Source organism: Acidicapsa dinghuensis, from assembly GCF_025685685.1.
Taxonomy (GTDB): Bacteria; Acidobacteriota; Terriglobia; order Terriglobales; family Acidobacteriaceae; genus Acidicapsa; species Acidicapsa dinghuensis.
This window is the reverse complement of the sequence record NZ_JAGSYH010000002.1, coordinates 496,194-518,911: the sequence shown is the minus strand read 5'-3', so window position 1 is coordinate 518,911 and position 22,718 is coordinate 496,194. Positions and strand designations below refer to the sequence as shown.

Annotated in this window: 17 protein-coding genes and 1 tRNA gene; 10 read left to right on the top strand and 8 right to left on the bottom strand. The window is 56.0% G+C overall.

Annotation, left to right across the window (positions count from 1 at the left end):
• Positions 1-9: 9 nt before the first annotated feature.
• Both OHL22_RS05715 and OHL22_RS05710 read right to left on the bottom strand, forming a co-directional pair.
• The gene (locus tag OHL22_RS05715) at positions 10-1,392 is read right to left on the bottom strand and encodes a sigma-54-dependent transcriptional regulator (protein WP_263334192.1); all 1,383 of its coding nucleotides are present in this window, start codon (positions 1,390-1,392) and stop codon (positions 10-12) included.
• Positions 1,389-2,693, bottom strand: a complete 1,305-nt coding sequence (locus OHL22_RS05710; RefSeq protein WP_263334190.1) for a sensor histidine kinase — start codon at positions 2,691-2,693, stop codon at positions 1,389-1,391. Before OHL22_RS05710 ends, OHL22_RS05715 begins: the two co-directional genes overlap by 4 nt.
• 245 nt (positions 2,694-2,938) lie before the next feature.
• Between OHL22_RS05710 and OHL22_RS05705 the strand changes: the two genes are divergently transcribed.
• Positions 2,939-3,502 carry a hypothetical protein gene (locus OHL22_RS05705; protein ID WP_263334187.1) on the top strand — a complete coding sequence of 188 codons (564 nt, stop codon included), beginning with the start codon at positions 2,939-2,941 and terminating at the stop codon, positions 3,500-3,502.
• Between the two features lie 210 nt (positions 3,503-3,712).
• Positions 3,713-4,489, top strand: coding sequence for a BON domain-containing protein (locus OHL22_RS05700; RefSeq protein WP_263334185.1), 777 nt, complete (start codon positions 3,713-3,715; stop codon positions 4,487-4,489).
• A 142-nt stretch (positions 4,490-4,631) separates the two neighbouring features.
• Here OHL22_RS05700 and OHL22_RS05695 read toward each other — a convergent pair whose 3' ends face one another.
• Positions 4,632-5,123: a bactofilin family protein gene (locus OHL22_RS05695; RefSeq protein ID WP_263334182.1), complete on the bottom strand. Its 492-nt coding sequence runs from the start codon at positions 5,121-5,123 to the stop codon at positions 4,632-4,634.
• Positions 5,124-5,472: 349 nt separating this feature from the next.
• Here OHL22_RS05695 and OHL22_RS05690 point away from each other — a divergent pair, with 349 nt between their 5' ends.
• The gene (locus OHL22_RS05690) at positions 5,473-7,179 is read left to right on the top strand and encodes an N-acyl-D-amino-acid deacylase family protein (RefSeq protein ID WP_263334180.1); all 1,707 of its coding nucleotides are present in this window, start codon (positions 5,473-5,475) and stop codon (positions 7,177-7,179) included.
• Here OHL22_RS05690 and OHL22_RS05685 read toward each other — a convergent pair.
• Positions 7,164-7,523, bottom strand: coding sequence for a hypothetical protein (locus OHL22_RS05685; RefSeq protein ID WP_263334177.1), 360 nt, complete (start codon positions 7,521-7,523; stop codon positions 7,164-7,166). The genes OHL22_RS05690 and OHL22_RS05685 overlap by 16 nt on opposite strands.
• 116 nt (positions 7,524-7,639) lie before the next feature.
• Between OHL22_RS05685 and OHL22_RS05680 the strand changes: the two genes are divergently transcribed.
• From OHL22_RS05680 to OHL22_RS05670, 3 genes are all read left to right on the top strand, one after another.
• Positions 7,640-10,354: a ribonuclease R family protein gene (locus OHL22_RS05680; protein ID WP_263334175.1), complete on the top strand. Its 2,715-nt coding sequence runs from the start codon at positions 7,640-7,642 to the stop codon at positions 10,352-10,354.
• Positions 10,355-10,473: 119 nt separating this feature from the next.
• Positions 10,474-10,746: an oxidative damage protection protein gene (locus OHL22_RS05675; protein ID WP_263334172.1), complete on the top strand. Its 273-nt coding sequence runs from the start codon at positions 10,474-10,476 to the stop codon at positions 10,744-10,746.
• Positions 10,747-10,871: 125 nt separating this feature from the next.
• Positions 10,872-10,948, top strand: a tRNA-Pro gene (locus OHL22_RS05670).
• 105 nt (positions 10,949-11,053) lie between these two features.
• Here OHL22_RS05670 and OHL22_RS05665 read toward each other — a convergent pair.
• From OHL22_RS05665 to OHL22_RS05655, 3 genes are all read right to left on the bottom strand, one after another.
• A complete protein-coding gene (locus OHL22_RS05665) occupies positions 11,054-11,293 on the bottom strand; it encodes a hypothetical protein (protein WP_263334169.1) in 240 nt (79 codons plus the stop codon).
• 227 nt (positions 11,294-11,520) lie between these two features.
• Positions 11,521-12,066: a MerR family transcriptional regulator gene (locus OHL22_RS05660; protein ID WP_263334167.1), complete on the bottom strand. Its 546-nt coding sequence runs from the start codon at positions 12,064-12,066 to the stop codon at positions 11,521-11,523.
• A 206-nt stretch (positions 12,067-12,272) separates the two neighbouring features.
• Positions 12,273-12,782 carry a glutathione peroxidase gene (locus tag OHL22_RS05655; protein ID WP_263334165.1) on the bottom strand — a complete coding sequence of 170 codons (510 nt, stop codon included), beginning with the start codon at positions 12,780-12,782 and terminating at the stop codon, positions 12,273-12,275.
• A gap of 571 nt (positions 12,783-13,353) precedes the next feature.
• Between OHL22_RS05655 and bamA the strand changes: the two genes are divergently transcribed.
• The 3 genes from bamA to OHL22_RS05640 all read left to right on the top strand — a co-directional run bounded on the left by bamA (position 13,354) and on the right by OHL22_RS05640 (position 18,280).
• Entirely contained in the window at positions 13,354-16,347 is a 2,994-nt protein-coding gene (bamA, locus tag OHL22_RS05650; protein ID WP_263334163.1) for an outer membrane protein assembly factor BamA, read from the top strand.
• A 405-nt stretch (positions 16,348-16,752) separates the two neighbouring features.
• The gene (locus OHL22_RS05645; protein ID WP_263334161.1) at positions 16,753-17,391 is read left to right on the top strand and encodes an OmpH family outer membrane protein; all 639 of its coding nucleotides are present in this window, start codon (positions 16,753-16,755) and stop codon (positions 17,389-17,391) included.
• A gap of 241 nt (positions 17,392-17,632) precedes the next feature.
• A complete protein-coding gene (locus OHL22_RS05640) occupies positions 17,633-18,280 on the top strand; it encodes an OmpH family outer membrane protein (protein WP_263334159.1) in 648 nt (215 codons plus the stop codon).
• A gap of 408 nt (positions 18,281-18,688) precedes the next feature.
• On the opposite strand, the gene lepA is transcribed toward OHL22_RS05640, so the two are convergent.
• A complete protein-coding gene (gene lepA / locus OHL22_RS05635) occupies positions 18,689-20,500 on the bottom strand; it encodes a translation elongation factor 4 (RefSeq protein ID WP_263334157.1) in 1,812 nt (603 codons plus the stop codon).
• 309 nt (positions 20,501-20,809) lie between these two features.
• Between lepA and OHL22_RS05630 the strand changes: the two genes are divergently transcribed.
• Positions 20,810-22,570, top strand: coding sequence for a lytic transglycosylase domain-containing protein (locus OHL22_RS05630; RefSeq protein WP_263334154.1), 1,761 nt, complete (start codon positions 20,810-20,812; stop codon positions 22,568-22,570).
• Positions 22,571-22,718: the final 148 nt, after the last annotated feature.

Below are 22,718 nucleotides of genomic sequence, written 5' to 3'. Positions count from 1 at the left end.
CGCCCAGTCTCACGGCTTGATTTCAAATTTCGTGAGCTTGTAGGAGAGATCACTGCGCGAGAGCTCTAGCCGTCGTGCCGCCTCTGCCTGTACAGAATCGCTGGTTTTGAGAGCGCGCACGATGAGTCCCCGCTCGACATCCTCAAGCAGTTTGCGCAGTGAGATACTCTCCGGAAGCGATTCGATCCACTCCGGCAGAGAGCCTGTCTGGCTGCTTCCGGAACTGGTTTCCGGTCCAAATGGAAAATCTTCCGGACCGATCTCGGAGCCAGAAGCGAGAATCAAAGCGCGTTCGATGAGGTTGCGCAGTTCGCGGATGTTGCCGGGAAAGGCATATTGCTGCAGCTTCTCGATGGCGTCTCTGCGAATGGCGCGTAAAGGTACCTTGAGATCCTGTGCAGCCATCCGGCAGAAGAGTGTACACAGGCCGGGAATATCTTCCGTACGCTCGCGCAGTGGAGGCAGGTGAATTGGAACAACAGCGAGGCGGTAGTAGAGATCCTGGCGAAAATCGCCTTGTTTCACGAGCTCTTCAAGATTGCGATGTGTAGCGGCGACGACACGCACATCTACGTCGCGCGGCTTTGTCGAGCCTACGCGCAAGATCTTTCCTTCGGCGAGCACACGCAGGAGCTTGGCCTGCGTCGATGCCGACATCTCTCCGGCTTCATCGAGGAATAAGGTACCCTCGTGCGCGGCTTCGAAGAGGCCTTGCCGCATGCGGTCAGCACCCGTAAATGCGCCTTTCTCATGGCCAAACAGTTCGCTTTCGAGGAGTGTCTCAGTGAAAGCGGCACAATTCACAGCGACAAAGGGATTGCGAGCGCGGTTACTGCCCTTATGCACGGCTCGGGCGACAAGCTCCTTGCCGGTGCCGGTTTCTCCTGTGATCAGCACCGTGGCGTGCGTTGGAGCGACTCGCGCGATGCGTTCGCGTACAGCCTGCATTGCTGCGCTGTTGCCGAATATCTCATCGCTGCCTTCAAGGCGATCGATGGTCATGCGCAGCAGGCCGTTTTCGCGCAGTAGTTGCGTGTGTTCACAGGCGCGGCGCGCTGCCGCCCGCACCACGTCTGGCTGAAATGGCTTGGTGATAAAGTCGAATGCGCCTTGCCGCATGCTTTCCACTGCAAGCTCTACGGTAGCGAAGGCGGTGAGCATGACCACGGCCACCGTCGGATCGACTTCATGAGCGCGGGCCAACACATCCAGGCCTTCGCCATCGGGCATTTTCTGGTCGGTGATGATGGCGTCGTAGCGGTTGATCGCGAGCAGGCCCACTGCTTCAGAAACCGAAGCTGCCTGCGTTACGGTGTGACGATCGAAGGCCAGATTCGATGCAAGGATCCTGCGCATATTGGCTTCGTCATCAACGATAAGAATCTTGCTCACACGGCCTCCTTCGAAGTCTCGCTCGCGGGCAGCGACAGCGTAAATTGGATGCGCTCATCATTGCGCGTCAATGCGAGATCGCCGCCGATGGCCAGGGCGATGTTGCGTGCGATGGAGAGCCCGAGTCCGGTGCCGCTGGCCTTCGTGGTAAAGAAAGGCTCGAAGATGCAGGTTGCTGTGGCTGCGGGTATAGGGCCATTGCCGTTCTCGATTCCGATCAGGATCTGGTGGTTCTTACGTTCTCCTCGCAAAAGCACGGTAGATTGCGGCTCTGATGCTTCTACTGCATTCATGACGAGATTGAGAAGAGCCTGCTGCAGTTGTCCATCATCAATTTCAGCTCGCAGATTGTCTTCGCATTCCGCGATGATGGCGATGTTGTTGCCTGCGGCGCGCGGCTTTGCAACATCGGCGATATAGCCGATGGAATCAGCTACGTTATGCAGTGTCTTCGACGGCTGCCGAGGGCGTGCATAGGCGAGGAAATCCGAAGTCAACTGTTCCAGCCGTGCCGACTCTTTGGTCGCAATGTCATACATCTCATGGCGTTCGGTGGTTTCTGCGGGGTAGTTCTGCGCGGTGGAGAGCGCACTGGAGATCATCGCGACAGGGTTGCGAATCTCATGTGCAATGGCGCTCGAGAGGCGGCCAACGGCAGCAAGTTTCTCTTCCACGCGAAGCTTTGCCTCGGTTCGCTCAAGCTCCGTCATGCTGGCTGCCAAGGCCATCTGTTTGGAGTGCAATTGACGCACCAGCGTTGACGCAAGCAAACCCATGACGGCAAAGATGAGAGCGATGGTTCCGGCTTCAACAAACTCATTCGGATCGATAGGGGGATGTAAGCGGAAGTAGTTCCACACCCAGAAGAAGATGAGACCATCGCTGACGCCAACCGTAAGCACCGTCGCCGCCAATGAGAAGCGGGAAGCCGCCTGCAGGATAGGCGGAATCATCAGCGCGAAGAACTGTACATCTGGCTTATACGAATAGGTTGCAAGACCAAAAGCTATTGCCAGGTTGATCGCGATCATTGTCCAGGTAAGTCGTGCGATGCTTGCCGTATCGAGATCATCGCGGCGGTGCAGCCAGAGCAGCTCCAGCCCATTTGCGCCGATGCCCGCGCTGAGGATGACGAGCACCTGCACGTCCGGGCTGCCGAGATATTGCTTCCAGAGAAACTGCGCGGCAAACAGCAGCGCCAGAAGCAACAGGCTGAGAACGCCAAAGATCGTTTCCTGACGGCGATACGACTGAAAGTCAGACGCGGCTGATATCTCGGCAGGGATCAAAACCTCAGCCACATCGACCTCCTGTTTTTAGCTCGAGACTTCGCGAATCGCGCATGCAGCATCCTCAAAGTTTGCCCCAAAACATCGTTGCCACACCATGCGTTTGTACAAAAGTTTGAACAGAATGGAGGCATGTTCAAGAATTCAAACGAGATCGAAAGTTTAAGTATCTTATTTTCAATTATTTGAGTTTGGCATACGCGCTGCAATAGATATGGCATGCCACACAGGATCGTGGGGCAGAAAGGAGAAACATCATGCACAAGTCTTTAAAGAAAACCATTGCCGCTCTCACCCTCGCGCTGATGCTGCCTGCCACATTTCTGGTGGCGGAGACAAGCGAGCAAACCAAAACCAGAAAGGAAGCTGCCCAGATCACGAAGCACATTGAAGCGACGGCGCGCAAGATACAGACCGAGGCGGACCATCTGGATGCGATGCAGCGGAATAGCCATATCTCAAGCCGCTCGCACCAGCAGAAGCTGAATCGTATCGCAGTTCAGGTCAACGAGCAGCTCAACCCGGCGTTCGATCGGCTGGCAGAGCTCAAGCCTGATCTTCCGAAGTGGAATCAGGATGCAATCGACCAGATGCGTACTTCAGCCGCTTCGCTGGCTTCGAGCACCAATTCCGCAATTCTCAACCGGAATGAGGCTGGTCATGTGAAGCCGGTGACGATGGACCGTAACTATGCAGTGCTGGTCGACAAGATCGGTAATCAGGCAGGCACTCTCGTTCAGCTAGCCGATGCCACCGGTGACTACGGCGCAGCTCAGCTTAAGGGATCCGGTACGGGCCTAGCGATCACTGCTCACGACTAAGCCAAGTAACTCCTCAACCAGACACTCCGGGCGGCAGATCTTCATTGGTCCGCTGCCCAGAACATAAACCCAATCGCTGCGAGTTGGCAGCGAGCAATAACGCAGCACGCAACAACACAGACGATCCAGCGAGCCAACGGATGATCGTCCATCAACCGCCATGCACTCGATGCAGCCACGCTGCATGTCGAGGTGTAAAGGAGAATAACAATGAACCGCAAACTGTATTCACTCGTGCTACTGGCCGGAATGGCGCTGCCTGCTCTGGCTATCGCGCAAACCACGACAACTCCTGGCATGCGCCAGGCGCAGCAGGACAGCAAGATCACCCGGCAGATCGCTGAACAACTGGACAAAAAGTCCAATCTTCGCGGCGTGACGGCGTCGGTGGATCAAGGCGTCGTCACGCTCTCGGGCAACGTGCCGCTCTACATCGACAAGGTCAACGCAGAGAAGCGTGTTCATAAGGTCAAGGGCATCGACGGCGTTCGCAACCATATCACGGTTGCCGGCGCTGCGACGACCGATAAGGAAGTGCAAGAGAACCTCGGGAACAAGCTGCGCTATGACCGCATCGGCTACGGTATCGTCTTCAATAGCCTTGCGGTGAGCGTGAACGATGGCGTAGTCACGGTGTCGGGTAATGTACGCGATTATCCGGATCGCGATTCGGCGCTTGCCATCGTTGCCACAACGGCGGGTGTTAAGGATGTGGTGGACGAGATTGCTGTCGCTCCGGTGTCGCGCTTTGACGACGGACTGCGCATTCGTCTGGCGCGTGCCATCTACGGCAACTCTGCCCTGCAAAAGTACGCAATCGATCCGCAAGCCCCCATTCGGATCATTGTGGACAACGGCAATGTCGAGTTGACCGGAGTGGTGCTGAACGACATGGACCGGCAGATCGCTTATATGCAGGCGAACTCTGTTCCCGGAGTGTTCAATGTCACCAATCACCTTGCCGTGGCCTCAGCAATCGCTGAATGACCCGGCCATAGCACGGCGGCAGCCAGCATCGGAGCTGCCGCCGCTTTTTTTGAAGCTCAATTCGTAACGGTTCTACTGCCTATAAAGCAAAAACTCCCTTCCACGGTCGTGGATGGGAGTTTTTGTTGTTTCGCTGTATTACTTACGCCTTTACCGGCTCCGGGGCTGCAGCCGGCTTAGCTTCCGTCTTGGCATCGGCCTTGCGGATATCGATGCCGCCCTTGAAGAAGGCGCCGTCTTCGATCGAGATGCGTGCCGCGGTAACATCGCCGGTGAGCGCGCCTTCGCTGCGGATATCCACGCGATCAGTGGCCGTGATGTTGCCGCGCACCTTGCCCAACACTACGACTTCGCGGGAGTTGATGCTGGCCGCCACCTGGCCGTTGCGGCCTACGGTGACGCGGTTGCCGGGCAGGTTGATGGTGCCCTCGACCTTGCCGTCGATGAACAGCGATTCGCTGCCGTTGATCTCACCCTTGATCACCAAGCCCTTGCCGATCGTGGCCTGATCGCCGGTAGGAGCGGCCGTACGCGCCGGGGGTTCGTACGAGGGCGCGGGGGTAGGAGTGGGACGCACCGGCTCCGGCGCCGGGGTAGGAGACGACGATCCGCCTGGTTGACTCGGTTTCCACATAATTCTGCTAACTTCCTTTCCTCAACTTCGGAATAAGACCGATGAAGCAGGTGCGACGCAACCCAACTGCAAATCCTGGAATTGCCTATCAGAGCGTGTTTTTCCCGGGTATGACGGTAAGGCAACGAAAAAAGCCGGAAAAGCGCTCCACCGCATCGCACATCTGACTGTAGGCATTGTAGCTTCATGGGCCATGTTGGGGATTTTTCACCGGGAACACCTGCGGAAGAAGACTCAAAGCAGGCAATCCCCTTGTGGAAAAGCGGCTTCGTTGCACAGGAATTGCGGCAAATTGCCCTAAAGATCAAATCACCGTGCAATCATGAGTTGACTCTCTCCCGGAGACTCCATGCCGTCGAAGCTGATTTCTTCTCTTGCTCTTGCAGGTCTGGCTCTCGTTCCGATATTTGCTATTGCACAGACCGCTTCTCCGTCGCAAAAACCCTTCGATATCGTCGTCGTGAACGGTCACATCATCGACGGCACCGGCTCTCCCTGGTACTCCGGCCAGATTGGCATTCGCGATGGACGCATTGCCGCCATTGGCGTGCTCGACGCGGCGCCGCGTAAACAGACAATCGACGCGCATGGCCAAGTGGTTGCGCCGGGATTTATCGACATGCTCGGCCAGTCTGAGATGACAATGCTGGTCGATCCACGCGTGCAATCGAAGATCTACCAGGGCATTACGACCGAGGTCACAGGGGAGGGCGATTCGGCTGCTCCGTTGAATGCGGCGATGATTGCAGACGACAAGGCCAGCTATGACCATCTGGGCATCAAGCCGGACTGGGCGGATTTCCGTGGCTACTTCGCGCGGCTTGAAAAGCAGGGCATGGGTATCAATCTAGCCAGTTATGTCGGAGCAACCTCCGTGCGGCGCATGGTGCTTGGAGATGCGGACGTGCAGCCCACACCGGAGCAACTGAAGAAGATGGAATCGCTGGTGGACCAGGCGATGCAGGACGGCGCGGTTGGCGTTTCCACTGCACTGCAATATGCTCCCGCACCGTATGCGAAGACACCTGAGCTGATTGCGCTTGCGACGGAAGTGGGCAAATACGGCGGCATCTACGCCACGCACATGCGTAGCGAGGGCGATGCAGTGCTCGATTCGATTGATGAAGCAGTGCGCATCGGTAAAGAGGGCCATCTGCCCGTCGAAATCTGGCACCTGAAGGCTGCAGGCAAGGCCAACTGGGGCCGCATGCCACAGATTGTCGAGCGCATCAACGCAGCGCGTTCAGTCGGCGTGGATATCACTGCCGACACCTATGCTTACACCGCGTGGTTCAATACCTTTTCGGCATTCATTCCGCCATGGGCGCATGACGGTGGCGACGCAAAGCTCATCGAGAGGTTAAAAGACCCGGCGACTCGCGCTCGCATCCGCGCCGACATGCTCAACCCGCATGGCGACTGGGATAACGAATGGCAGGAGATTTCCGGTCCTCAGGACATTCTGATAGCGGTCGTCCAGAATCCGGAACTGGTGCCGCTGCAGGGGAAGCGGCTATCAGAGGTCGCCGCTATGTGGCATGAAGACCCCATCGACGCACTCTGCGACATTCTCATCAAAGACAAGGCATTCACCAATGTCGCAGTCTTCGGCATGTCCGAGCCGGATGTGACGCTGGCGCTCAAGCAGCCGTGGGTTTCTCTCGACAATGATTCTTCCGGTGCATCACCTGAGGGTGTCCTGGGCCGCGAACATCCGCATCCTCGTGCTTACGGAACCTTTCCGCGAGTTCTCCGCAAGTATGTGCGCGAAGAGCACGTGCTTACGCTGGAGGATGCAATCCGTAAATTCACATCCTTGCCCGCGCAGCGCATGCGATTCACTGATCGAGGCGTGCTAAAGCAGGGAATGTGGGCCGATATCGTGATCTTCGATCCGGCAATCATCACGGACCGATCGACCTACGAAAATCCCAATCAGCTCGCTAGCGGAATGGATTTCGTCCTGGTGAATGGCGTGCCAGTCATCGCGCACACACAGATGACCGGCAATTTGCCGGGTAAAGTGCTGCGCGGCGAGGGTTACGTGGTGAAGTAAGCCCGTTGCTGGCCTGCGAGGTCTAGAAACATTCCAGGCATATGCGTGCCATGGTGTCCGTAGAATGCGACCACGGCAACTCCGATCAGCAGGATCAATGCAACCAGCCCGAAGAGGATGAGAATCAATCCCATGACGTGGTTCCGAACGAACATGTCCGCTTGACCGCCGTGTGTCGGCGCTTCATGATTGCGAATCTCACCGAATTCCAGTTTCATTTCGCTGGAAAAATCATTGAGCAGGTGTTGCGCTTGCTCGCGAATGGTTTCTGCGTGATGTGCCGGTATTTCGGCCTCTGATCGTACAGCATCCATAAAGCCCCCTCTCGGCCGGTGTCCGATCATACCGGTCTCCACGCTGGGATTTTATGCCCGGTACCAGGCGCGAATCTGTACAAGATTGGCCCAGGCACTCCGCGGGTACATTGGTGTTAGATGCGAATCTGCCATACTTTGAAAACATGACCGACCGTGATCTTTTGCGTCACATACGCCGTTCTGCCGGGGAGAAAGCCGGCTACAAACAGCTCATCCGCGAACTGGGCCTCGGTGGCGGGGCTGAGAGACGCCAATTGCGAGAGCAGCTTGATCGGCTGACGCAGGGCGGCGAACTGGTAAAAGTTGATCGCGAACACTGGAAGATTCCGGCACCCACGGCGAATGCGGCTGGAGCGAAATCAGCCGGCAGAGGCACACGCGATAATCTCGTGGCCGGCAAACTTGATTTACATCGGGATGGCTTCGGATTTGTCCGTCCCAATGTGCAGCCCGGAACGCGATCAGGCCTCGGAACACGATCGGGCGAAGACGACATCTTCATTCCACCGCATGAAATCAACGGAGCCATGCAGGGCGATCAGGTGCTGGTGGAGCTTGATCCACCAGGCCGCGATGGCAGGCGTTCAGGCCGCATCGCGCGCGTGCTGGAGCGGTATAACGCAACCGTCGTAGGCATCTTTCACTACGCGCGGAGCGGTCGGCGGGGGCAGTTCGTGCCTGGCGAATATCGCGGCAATTTCGTTACTCCTTTCGACTCGCGGATGGCGCAGCCAATTGTCATTCCAGAGGGTGCCGAGGCACCGCAGGCGGGTGATCCGGGCCGTCATCGAGTGCTTGGCACAGAGGCACAGAATGCGTCCGCTTTCGACGATCTGGAAGGCATTGTTGTCGATGTCGAGATCACAAGCTGGCCTACACCAACAAAACCGGCTTTTGGCCGCGTAATCGAAATTCTTGGTGCGCCAGATGACTTCGGCGTCGATGTCGAGATGATTATCCGCAAGCACCAGTTGCCGCGCATCTTTCCTGAGAAAGTCTTAGCGGAAGCACGCTCAGTTGCCCATCTCGATTACGAGGAAGTTGCGCGTCGCGTCGCTCTCGGCCATGACTTCCGCCATTTGCCGATCGTCACCATAGACGGTGAAACGGCGCGCGACTTCGACGACGCTGTTTACGCGCGTGAGTATCCAAACGACGAGTGGGACCTCCAGGTGCATATTGCCGATGTAGCGCAATATGTTCGCGACAGCACGGACCTTGATCTCGAAGCGCGCCTGCGTGGCACCAGCGTCTACTTTCCCGATCGCGCCATTCCGATGCTGCCGCACGAGCTCTCCACCGATATCTGTTCGCTGAAGCCGGAAGAGGATCGCCTGGTACTGAGCTGTCTCATGCACCTCACGCCGGACAAGCATGGAAACCTGCACATCTCAAGTTATGAAGTTGTCGAGGGGGTCATCCGCTCTGCGGCAAGGCTCACGTACACCGAGGTACACAACGTTCTTGAGTGGACTGGCCCCGAATCCGAGTTAGCTCGTGAACGGCGAGCAGCATTGGTGCCGGAGATCGAACGCATGCGCAAGCTTGCTGGGCTGCTGAACAAACGGCGCAGCGACCGCGGTAGCATCGACTTCGATCTGCCAGAGCCGGTGATCGAGTTCGACGAGTTAGGCGCGATGCAGGGTGTATCGCGTGCACAGCGCACCTGGGCCAATCGTCTCATCGAAGAGTTCATGCTCGCTGCGAATGAATGCGTTGCGACGTGGCTCGAAGACCTGAGCGTGCCGTCGCTCTATCGCATTCACGAAAAGCCCGACCCGCGCCGGGTTGTCGATTTTGAAGATGCGGCTGCCGCCTTCGGTTATTCGCTCGGCATCGGCAGCCTGCCGGTAAAGCGGTTTCAACCGCGTGGCGAGCGCCGTGAACAGCAGCGCCGCGGCCGCAATGAACGCGATGCGCGGTCGTTTGAGATTCCAGAAGATATAGCCGTCACCCCACGCATGTACCAGAAGCTGACCGCGCGCATAGCGGGCAAGCCTGAGGAGCGAATTCTGAGTTACCTTATGCTTCGCAGCTTGCGGCAAGCGAAGTATTCCGAGGTGAACGAGGGGCATTTCGCCCTCGCCGCGCCGACCTACACGCATTTCACCTCTCCAATCCGGCGTTATCCCGACCTAATCGTTCACCGTATTGCGAAAGCATTGCTGCGCGCAGGTGTATCGGGCAGAGGCATTGTTCATGAAGAACGTCACGCATCGCCCTGGTCCCACACCAATGAAGGGCTTGGAGCAAAGTTTGGGGTGCGCGATCTACGCAAGCCGAAGAATGACTCTCAGGCGCACGGCATCGGCTCTCCATCCGTAGAGCCACCAATCCCCGAGCCCGAGCTGGCCGCGATAGCCGCTGAAACCAGTCTCACCGAGCGTCGAGCAGCCGAAGCGGAGCGCGAGCTGGTCGAGTGGAAGAAGGTCAAGTTCATGCAGGATCGCGTGGGTGAGGAGTTTGAAGCGGTGGTCCTCAACCCCGCTAAATTTGGTCTCTTTGTCGAGCTCAAGGATTTGTTTGTCGAGGGGCTGGTGCCGATTGAGTCCCTGATGGATGACCGCTATACCTATCGCGAAAACACCCGCGAAATTGTCGGCGTGAACAGCGGCAAAGCCTACCGCGCGGGACTTTCAGTGAACGTCATTCTCGACCGAGTACTGGCTTTCGAACGCAAACTGCAATTTTCTATTGTCGAAGAGAGCATACTCGCTGCTCCACCTGCTAGAAAGCCGAAGACGCAAGCTGGCGCAAAGAGTAAGAAGGCACGCAAGCAGGCTAAAGCTGCAAAGTCAAAGATTCCCGCGCCCAAAGGAGCAGGGAAGCGAAGGTTTCCGAAGAAGGAGCGGCGCTGAACCGGACGTATGGCTCGAATCGAGCTTGGTCCGAGTCGGTTCCAGCCCTGGACTGAGCTATGACGATACCGCAATTGTGAGATGTTCATCCAATACAATGATTGAGGGAGCGTCGCACGATGGCACATATGGTTTATTGCGTTCGTTACAAGAAAGAGATGGAAGGCCTTGATGAGCCTCCCTTCGATTCCGATTTCGGCCAGAAGATCTACAAAAATGTCTCCAAGGCTGCCTGGCTCGAATGGAGCGAGCGCCAGAAGATGCTGCTCAACGAGTATCGGCTCCAGCCCTGGACGCCGCAGGCGCAGCAATTCCTGGTGGAGCAGATGCAGGAATTCTTCTTCGGGGACGGAGCAGCGCTTCCAGCGGAATACGTTCCGCCCAAGAGCTAGATACGCAGCACATGCGATCGATCGAGTTGCTATGCGCAAGGCCGCGCAGGAACTTCGAACCGCATCTTCATGTAAACTAATCAGGAACCCCACGCTGGCTCATCCCTGGGTCGGCTGCACTGTGTCGGGACGTGGCTCAGCCTGGTAGAGCACTCGCTTGGGGTGCGAGGGGTCGGCAGTTCAAATCTGCCCGTCCCGACCAATCAAATCAAAAGAATTTCTGAAAATTTTGGAATCTGCGGATGAGCATTATGTCCTTGAGGAACATTCGTCCAGCGCGAATGCTTGACCCGCTATATGCCGCAAATCAGGCGATCGTCTCGCCGCTCTTCTCATTTTTGTATTTATCTCTGCGAAGTGCCTCTTCTTCCCGCTCGCGAACTTTTTGAGATTGCAGCAGGTTGAGTGCAAGCGAAAGTCCCACATAAAATCTTTCCCGGCAAAGACGGCAACGAACGGGGAACTGCAATAATGCCAGCCTTGGAATGTCCGAAATCCGGACCCGGGAGGTGCGAAATTTAGGAGTTCCGCAATAAGGGCAGTTCATAAATGTGTTCCTCGATCGAAGATGAATCACCGCTGGCAAAAATAAATAGAAATGCGGTATTTTGGGAGCCTGAGCTATTCAACGTAACACAAAAGTGTGACCTCCCTGCGAACATGTGCTTCTCGAAACGGGATCGCGGGTTACCTAAGTGCTCAGTATGGTTCAGGCAGCACAACTGCTGAGCTCGTTTCAGCTTCAAAATAACGATTTAAATCACGGCTCGGTCATCAAACAGGGAAGAGGGGTTCCCCGCGCTGTCTTGAAGATGAGATGCGGGGTTTTCGCTCCTGGATGGTCGGAGTTTCAACTGTTAATTGCCGCACAAGATCGCGAAGTTCTGCGCGAGCGCGGCCAATTACTGTTGCCGCGAGGTCTAGTTTTTTCTGCGCCTGCTCGCCGGCCAGAGGCAAAACGGGTTGCTGCTTGGGTCGCGAGCGCGGAGCAGCCTCGATGGCCTGACGGGCTCCGGCCAGGGTATATCCTTCGCCATGTACAAGCTGTTTGATACGTAGTGCCAGTTCAACTTCACGACGGCGATAGAGGCGCTGACCGGTCCCGCCTTTGTTGGGCTTCAATGCTGGAAATTGGGTCTCCCAAAATCGCAGAACATAAGGCTCAACGCCGCAAATACGGGCAACATCGCCAATCTTGAAGTAAAGACGATCTGGAATTTCCACCGTGGTGGTCATCGTCGGTACGGAGCCGGAACTCGCCTTCGTGGAAGATCCTGGTGCTGATTTCGATGCAGACCTGGATGCGGAACGACCCGCCATTCCAACCTCCGAAACCGGCACACTGCGGAAGCTATCACGCAATACGAGAGGCAGTTATGCCTGCACATCCCGCTCACCCCGCCGGTTGTCGGGGCGACCTGCCTAGCAGTATAGGCCAGCAACGCCAGAAAACAGCAGCGCAAATTGCTACAGGTCTTTCGATTGCCCTGGGGAAGGGGTAGCCTCATTCAGGATTGTTGAGCGCTTCAAGCCGTCAGCAGCGGCTCGATCTTCTCAGACAGGTCTGCTGGAGTGGTTGCCGGAGCATAGCGTCCCACGACCTCGCCTTTGCGGCTTATGAGAAATTTCGTGAAGTTCCACTTGATTGCGTCCAGCCCGATTCCGCCGAGCAGGCCGCCTTTTTGTTCTTTGAGAAATTTATAGAGGGGATGCGCGTCGGCTCCGTTGACATCGATTTTGGCAAACATAGGAAAAGTGACGCCATAATTCAGGTCGCAAAATTGGGCGATATCCTGCTCCGTCCCCGGTTCCTGCGCGCCAAACTGGTTGCATGGGAAGCCCAGAATCACAAGACCGCGATCCTTGTATTGCTGATAAAGCTGCTCCAGACCGGCATATTGCGGGGTAAATCCGCACTGGCTGGCTGTATTGACGATCAATAGGACTTTGTCTTTGTACTGAGCCAGCGGCGCGTCGTGGCCGTCGATGGAACGAGCGGAAAAATCGTAGACACCAGGATTCGAAGCTACTGTCATTATGTTGACCTCACGAGATCAGATGCGCTGCGTCTAAAGGATGCAGTTCCCGATCGCTAAAAGCAGTTCTCCTTCGGATGTATATCAAAGCCACAGAAGTCATTGCGGTTTTTCATGAAGAAAAACCGCCCGTCGCAATCTATCGAGACGTGCACCAGAAGGAGAACTGCCTTTAGACGCAGCAAACGTAGAACAATTCCGGGCCGCGTCCGATAAACTGAATGCGGCAAGCAAACAGAATCCATGCATCCAGCAAGAGCGGTTTCTTCGTGTGCAGGTTGCGGGAGTGGAACGAAGCCGGTGGGCGAAATACACCCTCCCGGCCGAGATCGGGCGGCCAGGCGAACGAAGTAGTGCCCGGCCGGCTCATCGCCAAAGGACCCGCAAAGCGCGGAACCGGCGGCAGGCAGCCGGTTGAAATCAAGTACGAGCTGGAGACATGAGCAGGAAACAAGCAGGGAGCATTCGCCCGGCATCTCCGCCGGCGCATTTGGGTTGCGTTGGTGCGGTCCAATATAATCAGGCTTTCCCCGATCGGAGAGGGTTTAGAAGCCCGTGTCCGGAACATTTTTTGAGTCGTGAGGGTGTGCTTATCTTTCCCGTCAAGTCGATCCATGCACTGCAACGCAACAACTGCTCACCGCAAGGACTCGCTTCGGTGAAGTCCAGGCATACCCAAGTTCGGGACGGGGACTCGATCCGTTACACCGGCGGGGGCACCTCCACGTCGTTTTTTCAGCGGAAGGGCGGCATCTCTCCCATTCTTTTTCGGCTGTGTGCGGTTCTGTTGCTGACTGCGGCCAGCGCTGCGGCGTTAGCCCAATCGTTGACGATCGATCAGATTCGCGTCATCGGCAATCGCCGTATTCCGAAGGAAACCATTCTCGCCCGGTTGTTCACCCATGTCGGCGATACCTACGATCCGAGCTCTGTCGAGCGCGACTTCAATTCGCTCTGGAATACCGGATATTTCGAAGATCTCCGCATTGAGCGCGAAGACACTGAGAAGGGCGTTGTCCTTGTTATTTACCTCAAGGAAAAGCCCAATATCCGCGAGATCAAGTACAACGGCCTGAATTCCGTTACCGAATCCGACGTCCTTGACCGGTACAAGAAAGAAAAGGTGTCACTGTCGCAGGAGAGCCAGTATGACGCCACCAAGGTGAAACAGGCCGAGACGGTCATCAAGGAGCTTTTGGCGGAGCACGGACATCAGTTTGCCACTATCAAGACCGAAGTGAAGAATATTCCTCCGGCCTCAGTGCAGATCATCTTCAATATCAAGGAAGGCCCGACGGTCAAGGTCGGCAATATCCGTTTCGTCGGCAACCAGCACATCAGCAGCCTTGTATTGCGCCGCTCGATGAAGAATCTGAAACCGATCGGCATTCCGTACTCAATCGTCTTTGAGAATCTCTTCGCCAAGACCTTCGACAGCTCTAGGCTTGAAGAAGACGCTGAGCGTGTACGGCAGGCCTATCGCGACAAGGGCTACTACAACGCCGCCGTCGAAAGCCCGCGCACTCAGATTCGCGACCAGGGCGGCTTGAACTTCTTCACCTTCCGGCCCAATAAGGGCAAGCGCATCGATATTTTGATGCCGGTTGAAGAAGGCGAACGCTATCGCCTGGCTGGGATCCATTTCACCGGCAACAAGGCAGTCACGAATGTCCGGGCTTTACGTGCGAGCTTTCCGCTAAAGGATGGCGATTGGTTTAGCGCCACTCTAACGCAGAAAGGTATGGACAACCTCAAGAAGGCCTACGGCCAGCTTGGCTACATCAACTTCGGCTTAATTCCCAAAGCCGATATCGATGAAGCAAAGAAGACAGTTACGATGACCATGGATATTGATGAAGGCAAGCCCTTCTACGTGGGCAGAATCGAGATCCAGGGCAATACCCTGACCCGTGATCGCGTCATCCGTCGTGAGCTGCTGCTGCAGGAAGGCCAGGTCTACAACTCCAACCTCTGGGAAATGAGCCTCCTGCGTCTCAATCAGCTCGATTACTTCGATCCGCTCAAGGTCGATCAGGACTCCGAAGCGCATCAGGATACGGAGAACGGCACTGTTGATCTGCTGCTCAAGGTCAAGGAAAAGGGCAAGAACTCCATCGGCCTGAATGGCGGCGTATCCGGCCTTTCCGGTGCCTTCCTCGGCCTGAACTACCAGACCAACAACTTCCTTGGCTTGGGTGAAACGCTGAGCCTGCAGGCTAACATCGGCAATATCAACCGCCAGTTCCTGTTTGGCTTTACCCAGCCCTACTTCAAGAACAAGCCGATCAATCTTGGTATCCAGCTGTTCAACACCAAGTCCGACTACAACTCGGCCAAGGCATTACAGGCAACGAGCGGCCAGTCCGCCAACCTGACAACGCAGCAACAGTCTTTGCTGCAGAACTACAACAACTCCACCGTCGGCATGAACTTCTCGCTAAGCTATCCGCTGCCGCGGCATAACTTCCAGCGCGTCGGCTTTACCTATTCGCTTACCGACTCCGACATCACGGCCTTCAGCACAGCATCGCAAAACCTTTTCCAGAACATCGCTTTCCGTTCCGGAATTCAGGGGCAGAACGCGCTGAACGGCATCGTAAACAGCAACGCGTCTTTCAGCTATACCTTCAATACCGTCAGCAACCCGATTCGCCCACGCAATGGAAAGGAAATCTCTGCTGTCTTCCAAATTGCGGGTATCGGCGGCAATGTTCGTTATATCTTTCCAGCCATCGCTTACAAGCAGTTCTTCCCGATGCACAATCTGAAGTTCGATCCGGAAGGACGTAACATCCTTGGATGGCGCCTCGAAGCGAAATATATCCAGGGCTGGGGTGGCGACGTAGCCCCGCCGAACAACCGCTTCTATGCCGGCGGCGAAGCGGATATTCGCGGCTTCGACATCCGTACGGCAACGCCTTACGCGTACATTCCCAACAAGATCAACTTCAATCTGACCAATCCGGATGGCACCTGCGTACCGCGCGATCCCAACAATCCGCAGCTCAATCAATGCATCCAGGTTCTGTTACCCGTGTATAGCGTGGTTTCAGTTGGCGGTGACTTCAACCTGACCAACAACCTCGAATATCGTATCCCGATCGCCGGGCCCGTTACATTTGCGTTCTTCGATGACTTCAGCGTCGATACGTCGTTGAACGGTGGACAGCTCAGAGAGAGCCCTGAAGGCGCAGCCGCTCTGAATGCACCGCTCTATGGCTGCCCGGTCTATAACAATGGCGCCTGCGAAGGTGGTACGCATGTCACCTTCGATCCGCGCATCCGTCCGCTGCCTGGAACCAACTTGCAGCCGCGTATGTCACTCGGAGCTGAGATCGTCTCCATGATGCCGATCATCAATGCTCCAGTTCGCCTGTACTACGCTATTAACCCGCTCAAGTTGAATGAGCAGGTCGATGGCGAAAACCTGATCACCCGCGATATGTTTCCGCCGGGTGGTGCAGGCGATTATTCCTACGCCCAGGCAATTCAGCTTTATGGATCGCGTTATCAGCTTCGAGAACCGGCCAAGACATTTCGTCTGACGGTCTCGACAACCTTCTAAATTTCAATTCAAACGAACTTCCAACGAGGGGCTGCTCACGGGCAGCCCCTCATTGCGTCTATCGCTGCATCCAACGTCCCGCAACTACTCAATTGGCGCTCAACTGAATTATGCGGGGCTGTTATCAAGGTGAAGGCAGGAGCGAGCTTTGCCTGTTCCTCGAATCGCGGAAATCCAGTAAAAAGGGGCAAAAATTCGCCATTCTGCGGTTTGACCACACCTATGCCCGCTCCTATAATCCAAGTAGTTCCTGCTGACGTCTCTGTCCGCGTCGTACATCAGTTTCGTTCCAGGCCCTCTCACAGGAATGAATCCCGTACAAGAGTCCAGAGGTTTGACAGGAAGCATCATTTGCTTCCAACGGAATGCGGGCAAACACAGGAATATTGAAGGAGTTCCAACTCAATGAAGCGTACTATCGCCTTAGCTGCCCTGCTGGCTTCAGGCTTCGCGCTGAATGCGCCCGCCCAAACGCCTGCCTCATCCACCTCCGCTACAGCCATTCCGGCCAAAGTTGCGGTAATCGCTTTTCAGGCAGCCGTGGCCCAAACCAATGAATTTCAGCGTGATTATGCGGACATCGCGAAGAAGTTTGAACCAAAACAGGCCCAGCTCAAGCAGCAGAACGATGAAATCGATGCCCTGAAAAAGACGCTTCAGACCCAGGGCGATAAGCTGAGCCCTGCTGAACAGGCGGCGAAGACGAAGGAAATCGATGACAAGTCTAAGCAGCTGCAGCGCAACTTCGAAGACACCCGCAACGACTATCAACAGGCTGTAGGCGAATTGGGTAACCAGCTTGCAGGAAAGGTCTTTGAAGTAGTCCAGAGCTACGCCAAGGAGAATGGTTATACCCTGGTGCTCGACGGCAGCCAGCAGCAGACCCCGATCCTCTGGGCCTCTGAAACGACCGACATCACCAAGCCCATCATTGCCGCCTACAATACGAAGTCGGGTGTGCCGGCGCCTCCGGCTGGTGCGCAATCAGGGCTACCAGCAGCACCACGCCCTGCCGCCAAAACGCCGAGTTCTCCCAATCAATAAGATTGGGAGAGTTAGAATGGAGCAGGTCAGCCGTTTTCCGGCAGATACGTGTTTGTTTCTGCTTCTATAATCGAAATGGTTCCTGCTGACGTCTCTGTCCGCGCCGTACATCAGTTTCACCCCGGCCCTCCTGCCGCGATGAACCCAGTACAAGAGTCCAGAGGTTTAACAGGAAGCGTCGTCTTGCTTCCCAACGGAATGCGGGCAAACATCAGGAATATTGAAGGAGTTTCAAACTCAGATGAAGCGTATCACCGCCCTAGCTGCCCTGCTGGCTTCTGGCCTTGTGCTGAACGCCGCTGCCCAAACACCTGCTGCTCCATCCACCTCTTCCGCCGCGATTCCGGCGAAGGTTGCAGTTATCGCCTTCCAGGTTGCTGTTGCGCAAACCAACGAAGGCCAGCGCGACTACGCTGATATTACAAAGAAGTTCGAACCGAAGCAGACTCAGCTCAAGCAGCAAAACGATGCGATCGACGCATTGAAAAAAGAGCTTCAGACTCAGGGCGATAAGCTCAGCCCGGCTGAGCAGGCTGCCAAGACCAAGGATATCGACGACAAGACGAAGCAGCTGCAACGCAACTTCGAAGACACTCGCAACGACTATCAGCAGGCTGTCGGCGATATGTATAACCAGCTTGCCGGCAAGGTTTTCGAAGTAGTCCAGAGCTATGCCAAGGAGAACGGTTATACGCTGGTGCTCGACGGCAGTCAGCAGCAAAGCCCGATCCTGTGGGCAGCAGAGGCCACCGACATCACAAAGCCGATCATCGCTGCCTACAACGCGAAGTCGGGTGTGCCTGCGCCTCCGGCGGGAGCGCAGTCGGGCCTGCCGGCAGCCCCACGTCCGGCAACCAGGACTCCTGGCTCCGCGGCTCCAAAGAACTAACCGCATAACCACTTTCTGCGGCCGGGCTCATCAGCTCGGCCGCTTCTGCTTGTGCTGATCGCCGCCAGGTAAATCTTCTGGCAATCTCTTTCAAGCCTTTTACAGGTCGTAATTTCCTGCTTCGGACCTAGGGCTGATGACCATGCTGCAGCTGTGGAAAATTTTGTGAAAATCTTTATCGAAGGTTCCATGGATTAGGCAGATATTTTGCTTGCCAATCCGCTTTTGGGTTTGGTAGGAATATTAATTCTCTATTTATCAATCATTTGCAGAGAATAATCGTGAGGGGTTTGACAAATTCTAGCGCTCTGATGCCTGATTTGGTTCCCGATAAGCTTTCCACAATTCACGATGAATGAAGGGTGACAAGCTCTTCGCGTCCCCGCACGTAGGTAACGCTTACAGGCATTACGACTGTGCGTCTTCTCCAACTCGAAGTACTGCGAGAAACGCCTCTTGCGGAATATCAACTTTGCCAATGCGTTTCATCCGCTTCTTGCCTTCTTTCTGCTTTTCCAGCAGCTTCCGCTTTCGGCTGATGTCTCCGCCGTAGCACTTGGCGATGACGTTCTTACGCAACGGAGAGACGGTTTCGCGCGCCACGATCTTGGATCCGATAGCCGCCTGAATGGCCACTTCGAACTGCTGGCGCGGAATCAGTTCGCGCATCTTTGCTACCAGCGCCTTGCCGCGCTCGTAAGCATGATCGCGGTGCACGATGATGGAAAGCGCATCCACCGGTTCGCCGGACACGAGAATATCCATCTTCACCATGGGCGAAGTCCACATACCCGCAAGCTGATAGTCGAGCGAAGCATAGCCGCGGGAGACCGACTTCAACCGGTCATAGAAGTCCAGCACGATCTCATTCAGCGGCAGTTCGTAGGTCAGCATCACGCGCGTTGGCGTGACGTATTCAAAGTTCAACTGCTTGCCGCGCTTCTCTTCCACCAGCTTCAGAATGCCGCCAACATACTCTTCGTTGGTCAGAATCATCGCCTTGATGATCGGCTCTTCGATCTTTTCGATGTTGGTGGGCTCAGGCCAGCGCGACGGGTTCTCGACCTCAATCACCTCGCCACTCGTCAGGGTAATGCGATAGCGCACGCCCGGAGCCGTCGTGATCAGGTCCAGATTGTACTCGCGCTCAATGCGCTCCTGAATGATTTCCATGTGCAGCAGACCCAGGAAACCACAGCGGAAACCAAAGCCAAGCGCGACCGAGCTTTCCGGCTCAAAGAAGAACGAGGAATCGTTCAATCGCAGCTTCTCCAGCGCATCACGCAGCAGCGTATGCTCGTGCGAATCCACCGTGTAAAGCCCCGCGAACACCATCGGCAAAATTTCCATGAAGCCAGGCAATGCTTCGGCTGCCGGAAACTCATCATCCGTGACCGTATCGCCAATTTTTGTATCGGCTACATTCTTGATCGTCGCCGTAAAGAATCCAACTTCACCCGCAGTCAGCTCTTCAATCGCGACAGGTTTCGGCGTCAGCACGCCCATCGCGTCGATCTGGAAGGTTCGTCCATTTGAGAGAAAACGGATCTTCTGGCCCCGGTACATGCGCCCATTGACCACGCGCGCCAGCACCACCACGCCGCGGTAGGGATCGAACCACGAATCAAAAATCAGCGCCTGCAGTGGCTTTTCTATGTCGCCCGCTGGTGGTGGTAGCCGATGCACAATCGCTTCCAGCACGTCTCCTACGCCCAGACCAGTCTTGGCGCTTACCGGAATCGCGTCTGTCGCATCCAGTCCAACCGCCTGTTCGATCGCCTCCTGAGTCCGCGTAATGTCCGCGGATGGCAGATCGATCTTGTTGATGACGGGAATGATCTCAAGCCCATTATTGATCGCAAGATAGGCGTTAGCCAGCGTCTGCGCTTCCACACCCTGGCTTGCGTCAACCACCAGCAGCGCGCCCTCGCACGAAGCCAGCGAGCGCGAAACCTCATAGCTGAAGTCCACGTGGCCGGGCGTGTCGATCAGGTTGAGCTGGTAGGTGATTCCGTCCTTCGCCTTATACATCATGCGAACGGCATGCGCTTTGATCGTGATGCCGCGCTCCCGTTCCAGATCCATTGCGTCCAACACTTGAGCCTGCATTTCGCGGGCCGTGAGAGAGCCGGTCATCTCCAGCAAACGGTCGGAGAGAGTCGACTTGCCATGGTCGATGTGGGCGATGATTGCGAAGTTACGGAGGAGGCTTGAATCCATCGGAGAGCTATCATGCGGGCCTCTGGCGCACTCTGCGCGCTGCCCTCAAGTTCATAGCTTATCATCGGGGGAGTAGTAGAAGATTTCTACACCGGCTCGCGCGCCGCGCCTCCATTTGCCCTCTTTTGCATGCTGATTGAATTCCCTGCCAAATCCGGTCGTCCGCGGGCACCTCTTCTGCTCATCTCTGCGCTTCTTTCCAGCGCGGCTTTTCTCCTGAATGGCTGCTCTTCGCAGAATCCTGTAGCCGCCTCTCCTGCACCAATTCCAGCTGTCACGGCTCCTCCGGTGCAGGCGGCAAAAAATCCCGTGGCTCAGCAACCAGCCGTACCTTCTTCTCCCGAGCAGCACAAGTCGCAAAAACTGATTGCGGATGTGGAGCGTGTATTCACCAGTGGAGAAGGTCACTACAGCAAAGGGGAACTCGGAAAGGCCAAGGCAGACTTCGACAAAGCGGTCGACATGATGCTAGCCAGCGGCCTCGATATCAAAGCCGACCCTCAGCTCGACGATGAGTTCAACCGCATTTTGGATGCCGTGAATGCTCTGGAGATGGAAGCGCTCAAGCAGGGCAACGGCTTCACACCGGCGCCGGAATTGACCCCTGCGGAAGCCGCAAATGAAGTCACCTTCGTCGTCGATCCGAACGTAGTCGCTAAAGCCAAGGCCGAACTGGCGACCACCAAGTCCGATCTTCCGCTGGTTATCAACGACTACGTGGCCGCCTATATTAATTCCTTTGCCAATACCCAGCGCGGGCACAATACGCTGAAACATTCGCTGGAGCGCAGCGGCAAATACAAAGACATGATCGAGCGCGTGCTGAAAGAAGAGGGCGTGCCGCAAGATCTGATCTATCTGGCTGTGGCTGAGTCCGCATTTCAGCCGCAGGTGGTCAATCGCGGTTCGGGGGCCGGAGGCATGTGGCAGTTCATGCCGCACGATCCGTACTACGGTCTCGCGGCGAATGGCTATGTCGACGAGCGCTTTGACCCGGAGAAGTCGACACGCGCGTACGCCAAGTACATGAAGTTTCTCTATGACCAGCTCGGCGACTGGTACCTGGCGATGGCTGCATATAACTGGGGCGCCGGCATGGTGCAGCGCGCGGTGCAGAAGACCGGCTATGCCGATTTCTGGGAACTGTATAAACGCAACAATCTTCCTGCGCAGACAAAGAACTATGTGCCGGAGATCCTTGCAGCCATCATCATCTCGCGCAATCTCAAGCAGTACGGATTCGACGACATTACGCTTGATCCGCCAGTTGTCTTCGATACCGTTCCTATCGATTATTCGGTAGACATTCGTCTTGTCGCAGACGTCACCGATGTAGAACCGCAGCAGATCATGGAACTGAATCCATCCCTCCTGCGACTCACCACTCCGCCATCCGATCTGCTCAACGGCCCATTTCAGTTGCATCTTCCGCCTGGAACAGCAACGCTGTTCCAGCAGCGCATCGCGGATATCCCGGCAGACCGCCGCAATCAGTGGCGCTACCATCGTGTTACGCCGGACGACACGCTCGCCAGCGTGGCGCGCAGCTATCACGTATCCGTGGCTTCACTGGCGGAGGTCAACGATCTGAGCGCCTCCGACACAATCAGCGATGTCGATGCCCTTGTAGTTCCCGTTGCGCCCGTAGTCTCCGCACCCAGGCGCGCCGAAACCTATCGCGCGCGCCGTGGCGATACGCTGGTGACGATCGCCGACCGTTTTGGTGTCTCGCTTGAATCGCTGCGTCACTGGAACCATCTGATTGGCAACTCAGTAAAGGCGGGCGCGCGTATTCGAGTCAGCGAGCCTTCGCACGCAGCGCCTCGTACGAGCGAAAACGGAAGCAACAAGCGAGCGAAGGACGAGAAACAAACCCCCAGTAGCGAACACAAGAGCCAATCAAGCAAACACGGATCACATGCGCAGGCCGCGGGTGATCCGCCTGCCAAGACCAAGCCTTCATCGAAGTCACATAGCGCGCACACGAGCTCTTCTTCGAAGTCTGCGAGTGCAAAAGCCAGTGACAAAGCCCATCATGAGAAGGCAAGTCATAAAAAACTTCAAAAGTAGCTAGTTACACACTTGTCATGAGTGGAAAATACGTGCAAGCTATTGCTAAAATGTGCGCCGAAGGCGAACGCGCTCAAGCAAGAGATTCTGTAACTGCTTGCGTGTAGCACCGCACAGACTGAGAGGCAGCGCCGAGGCGCTGGAGGCA

What these genes read in the sequence shown, in the direction of transcription:
- OHL22_RS05705 (WP_263334187.1), top strand. Translation starts at nt 2,939, where the DNA reads ATGCACAAGTCTTTAAAGAAAACCATTGCCGCTCTCACCCTCGCGCTG.
- OHL22_RS05700 (WP_263334185.1), top strand. Translation starts at nt 3,713, where the DNA reads ATGAACCGCAAACTGTATTCACTCGTGCTACTGGCCGGAATGGCGCTG.
- OHL22_RS05695 (WP_263334182.1), bottom strand. Translation starts at nt 5,123, where the DNA reads ATGTGGAAACCGAGTCAACCAGGCGGATCGTCGTCTCCTACCCCGGCG.
- OHL22_RS05690 (WP_263334180.1), top strand. Translation starts at nt 5,473, where the DNA reads ATGCCGTCGAAGCTGATTTCTTCTCTTGCTCTTGCAGGTCTGGCTCTC.
- OHL22_RS05685 (WP_263334177.1), bottom strand. Translation starts at nt 7,523, where the DNA reads ATGATCGGACACCGGCCGAGAGGGGGCTTTATGGATGCTGTACGATCA.
- OHL22_RS05680 (WP_263334175.1), top strand. Translation starts at nt 7,640, where the DNA reads ATGACCGACCGTGATCTTTTGCGTCACATACGCCGTTCTGCCGGGGAG.
- OHL22_RS05675 (WP_263334172.1), top strand. Translation starts at nt 10,474, where the DNA reads ATGGCACATATGGTTTATTGCGTTCGTTACAAGAAAGAGATGGAAGGC.
- OHL22_RS05665 (WP_263334169.1), bottom strand. Translation starts at nt 11,293, where the DNA reads ATGAACTGCCCTTATTGCGGAACTCCTAAATTTCGCACCTCCCGGGTC.
- OHL22_RS05660 (WP_263334167.1), bottom strand. Translation starts at nt 12,066, where the DNA reads ATGGCGGGTCGTTCCGCATCCAGGTCTGCATCGAAATCAGCACCAGGA.
- OHL22_RS05655 (WP_263334165.1), bottom strand. Translation starts at nt 12,782, where the DNA reads ATGACAGTAGCTTCGAATCCTGGTGTCTACGATTTTTCCGCTCGTTCC.
- OHL22_RS05645 (WP_263334161.1), top strand. Translation starts at nt 16,753, where the DNA reads ATGAAGCGTACTATCGCCTTAGCTGCCCTGCTGGCTTCAGGCTTCGCG.
- OHL22_RS05640 (WP_263334159.1), top strand. Translation starts at nt 17,633, where the DNA reads ATGAAGCGTATCACCGCCCTAGCTGCCCTGCTGGCTTCTGGCCTTGTG.
- lepA (WP_263334157.1), bottom strand. Translation starts at nt 20,500, where the DNA reads ATGGATTCAAGCCTCCTCCGTAACTTCGCAATCATCGCCCACATCGAC.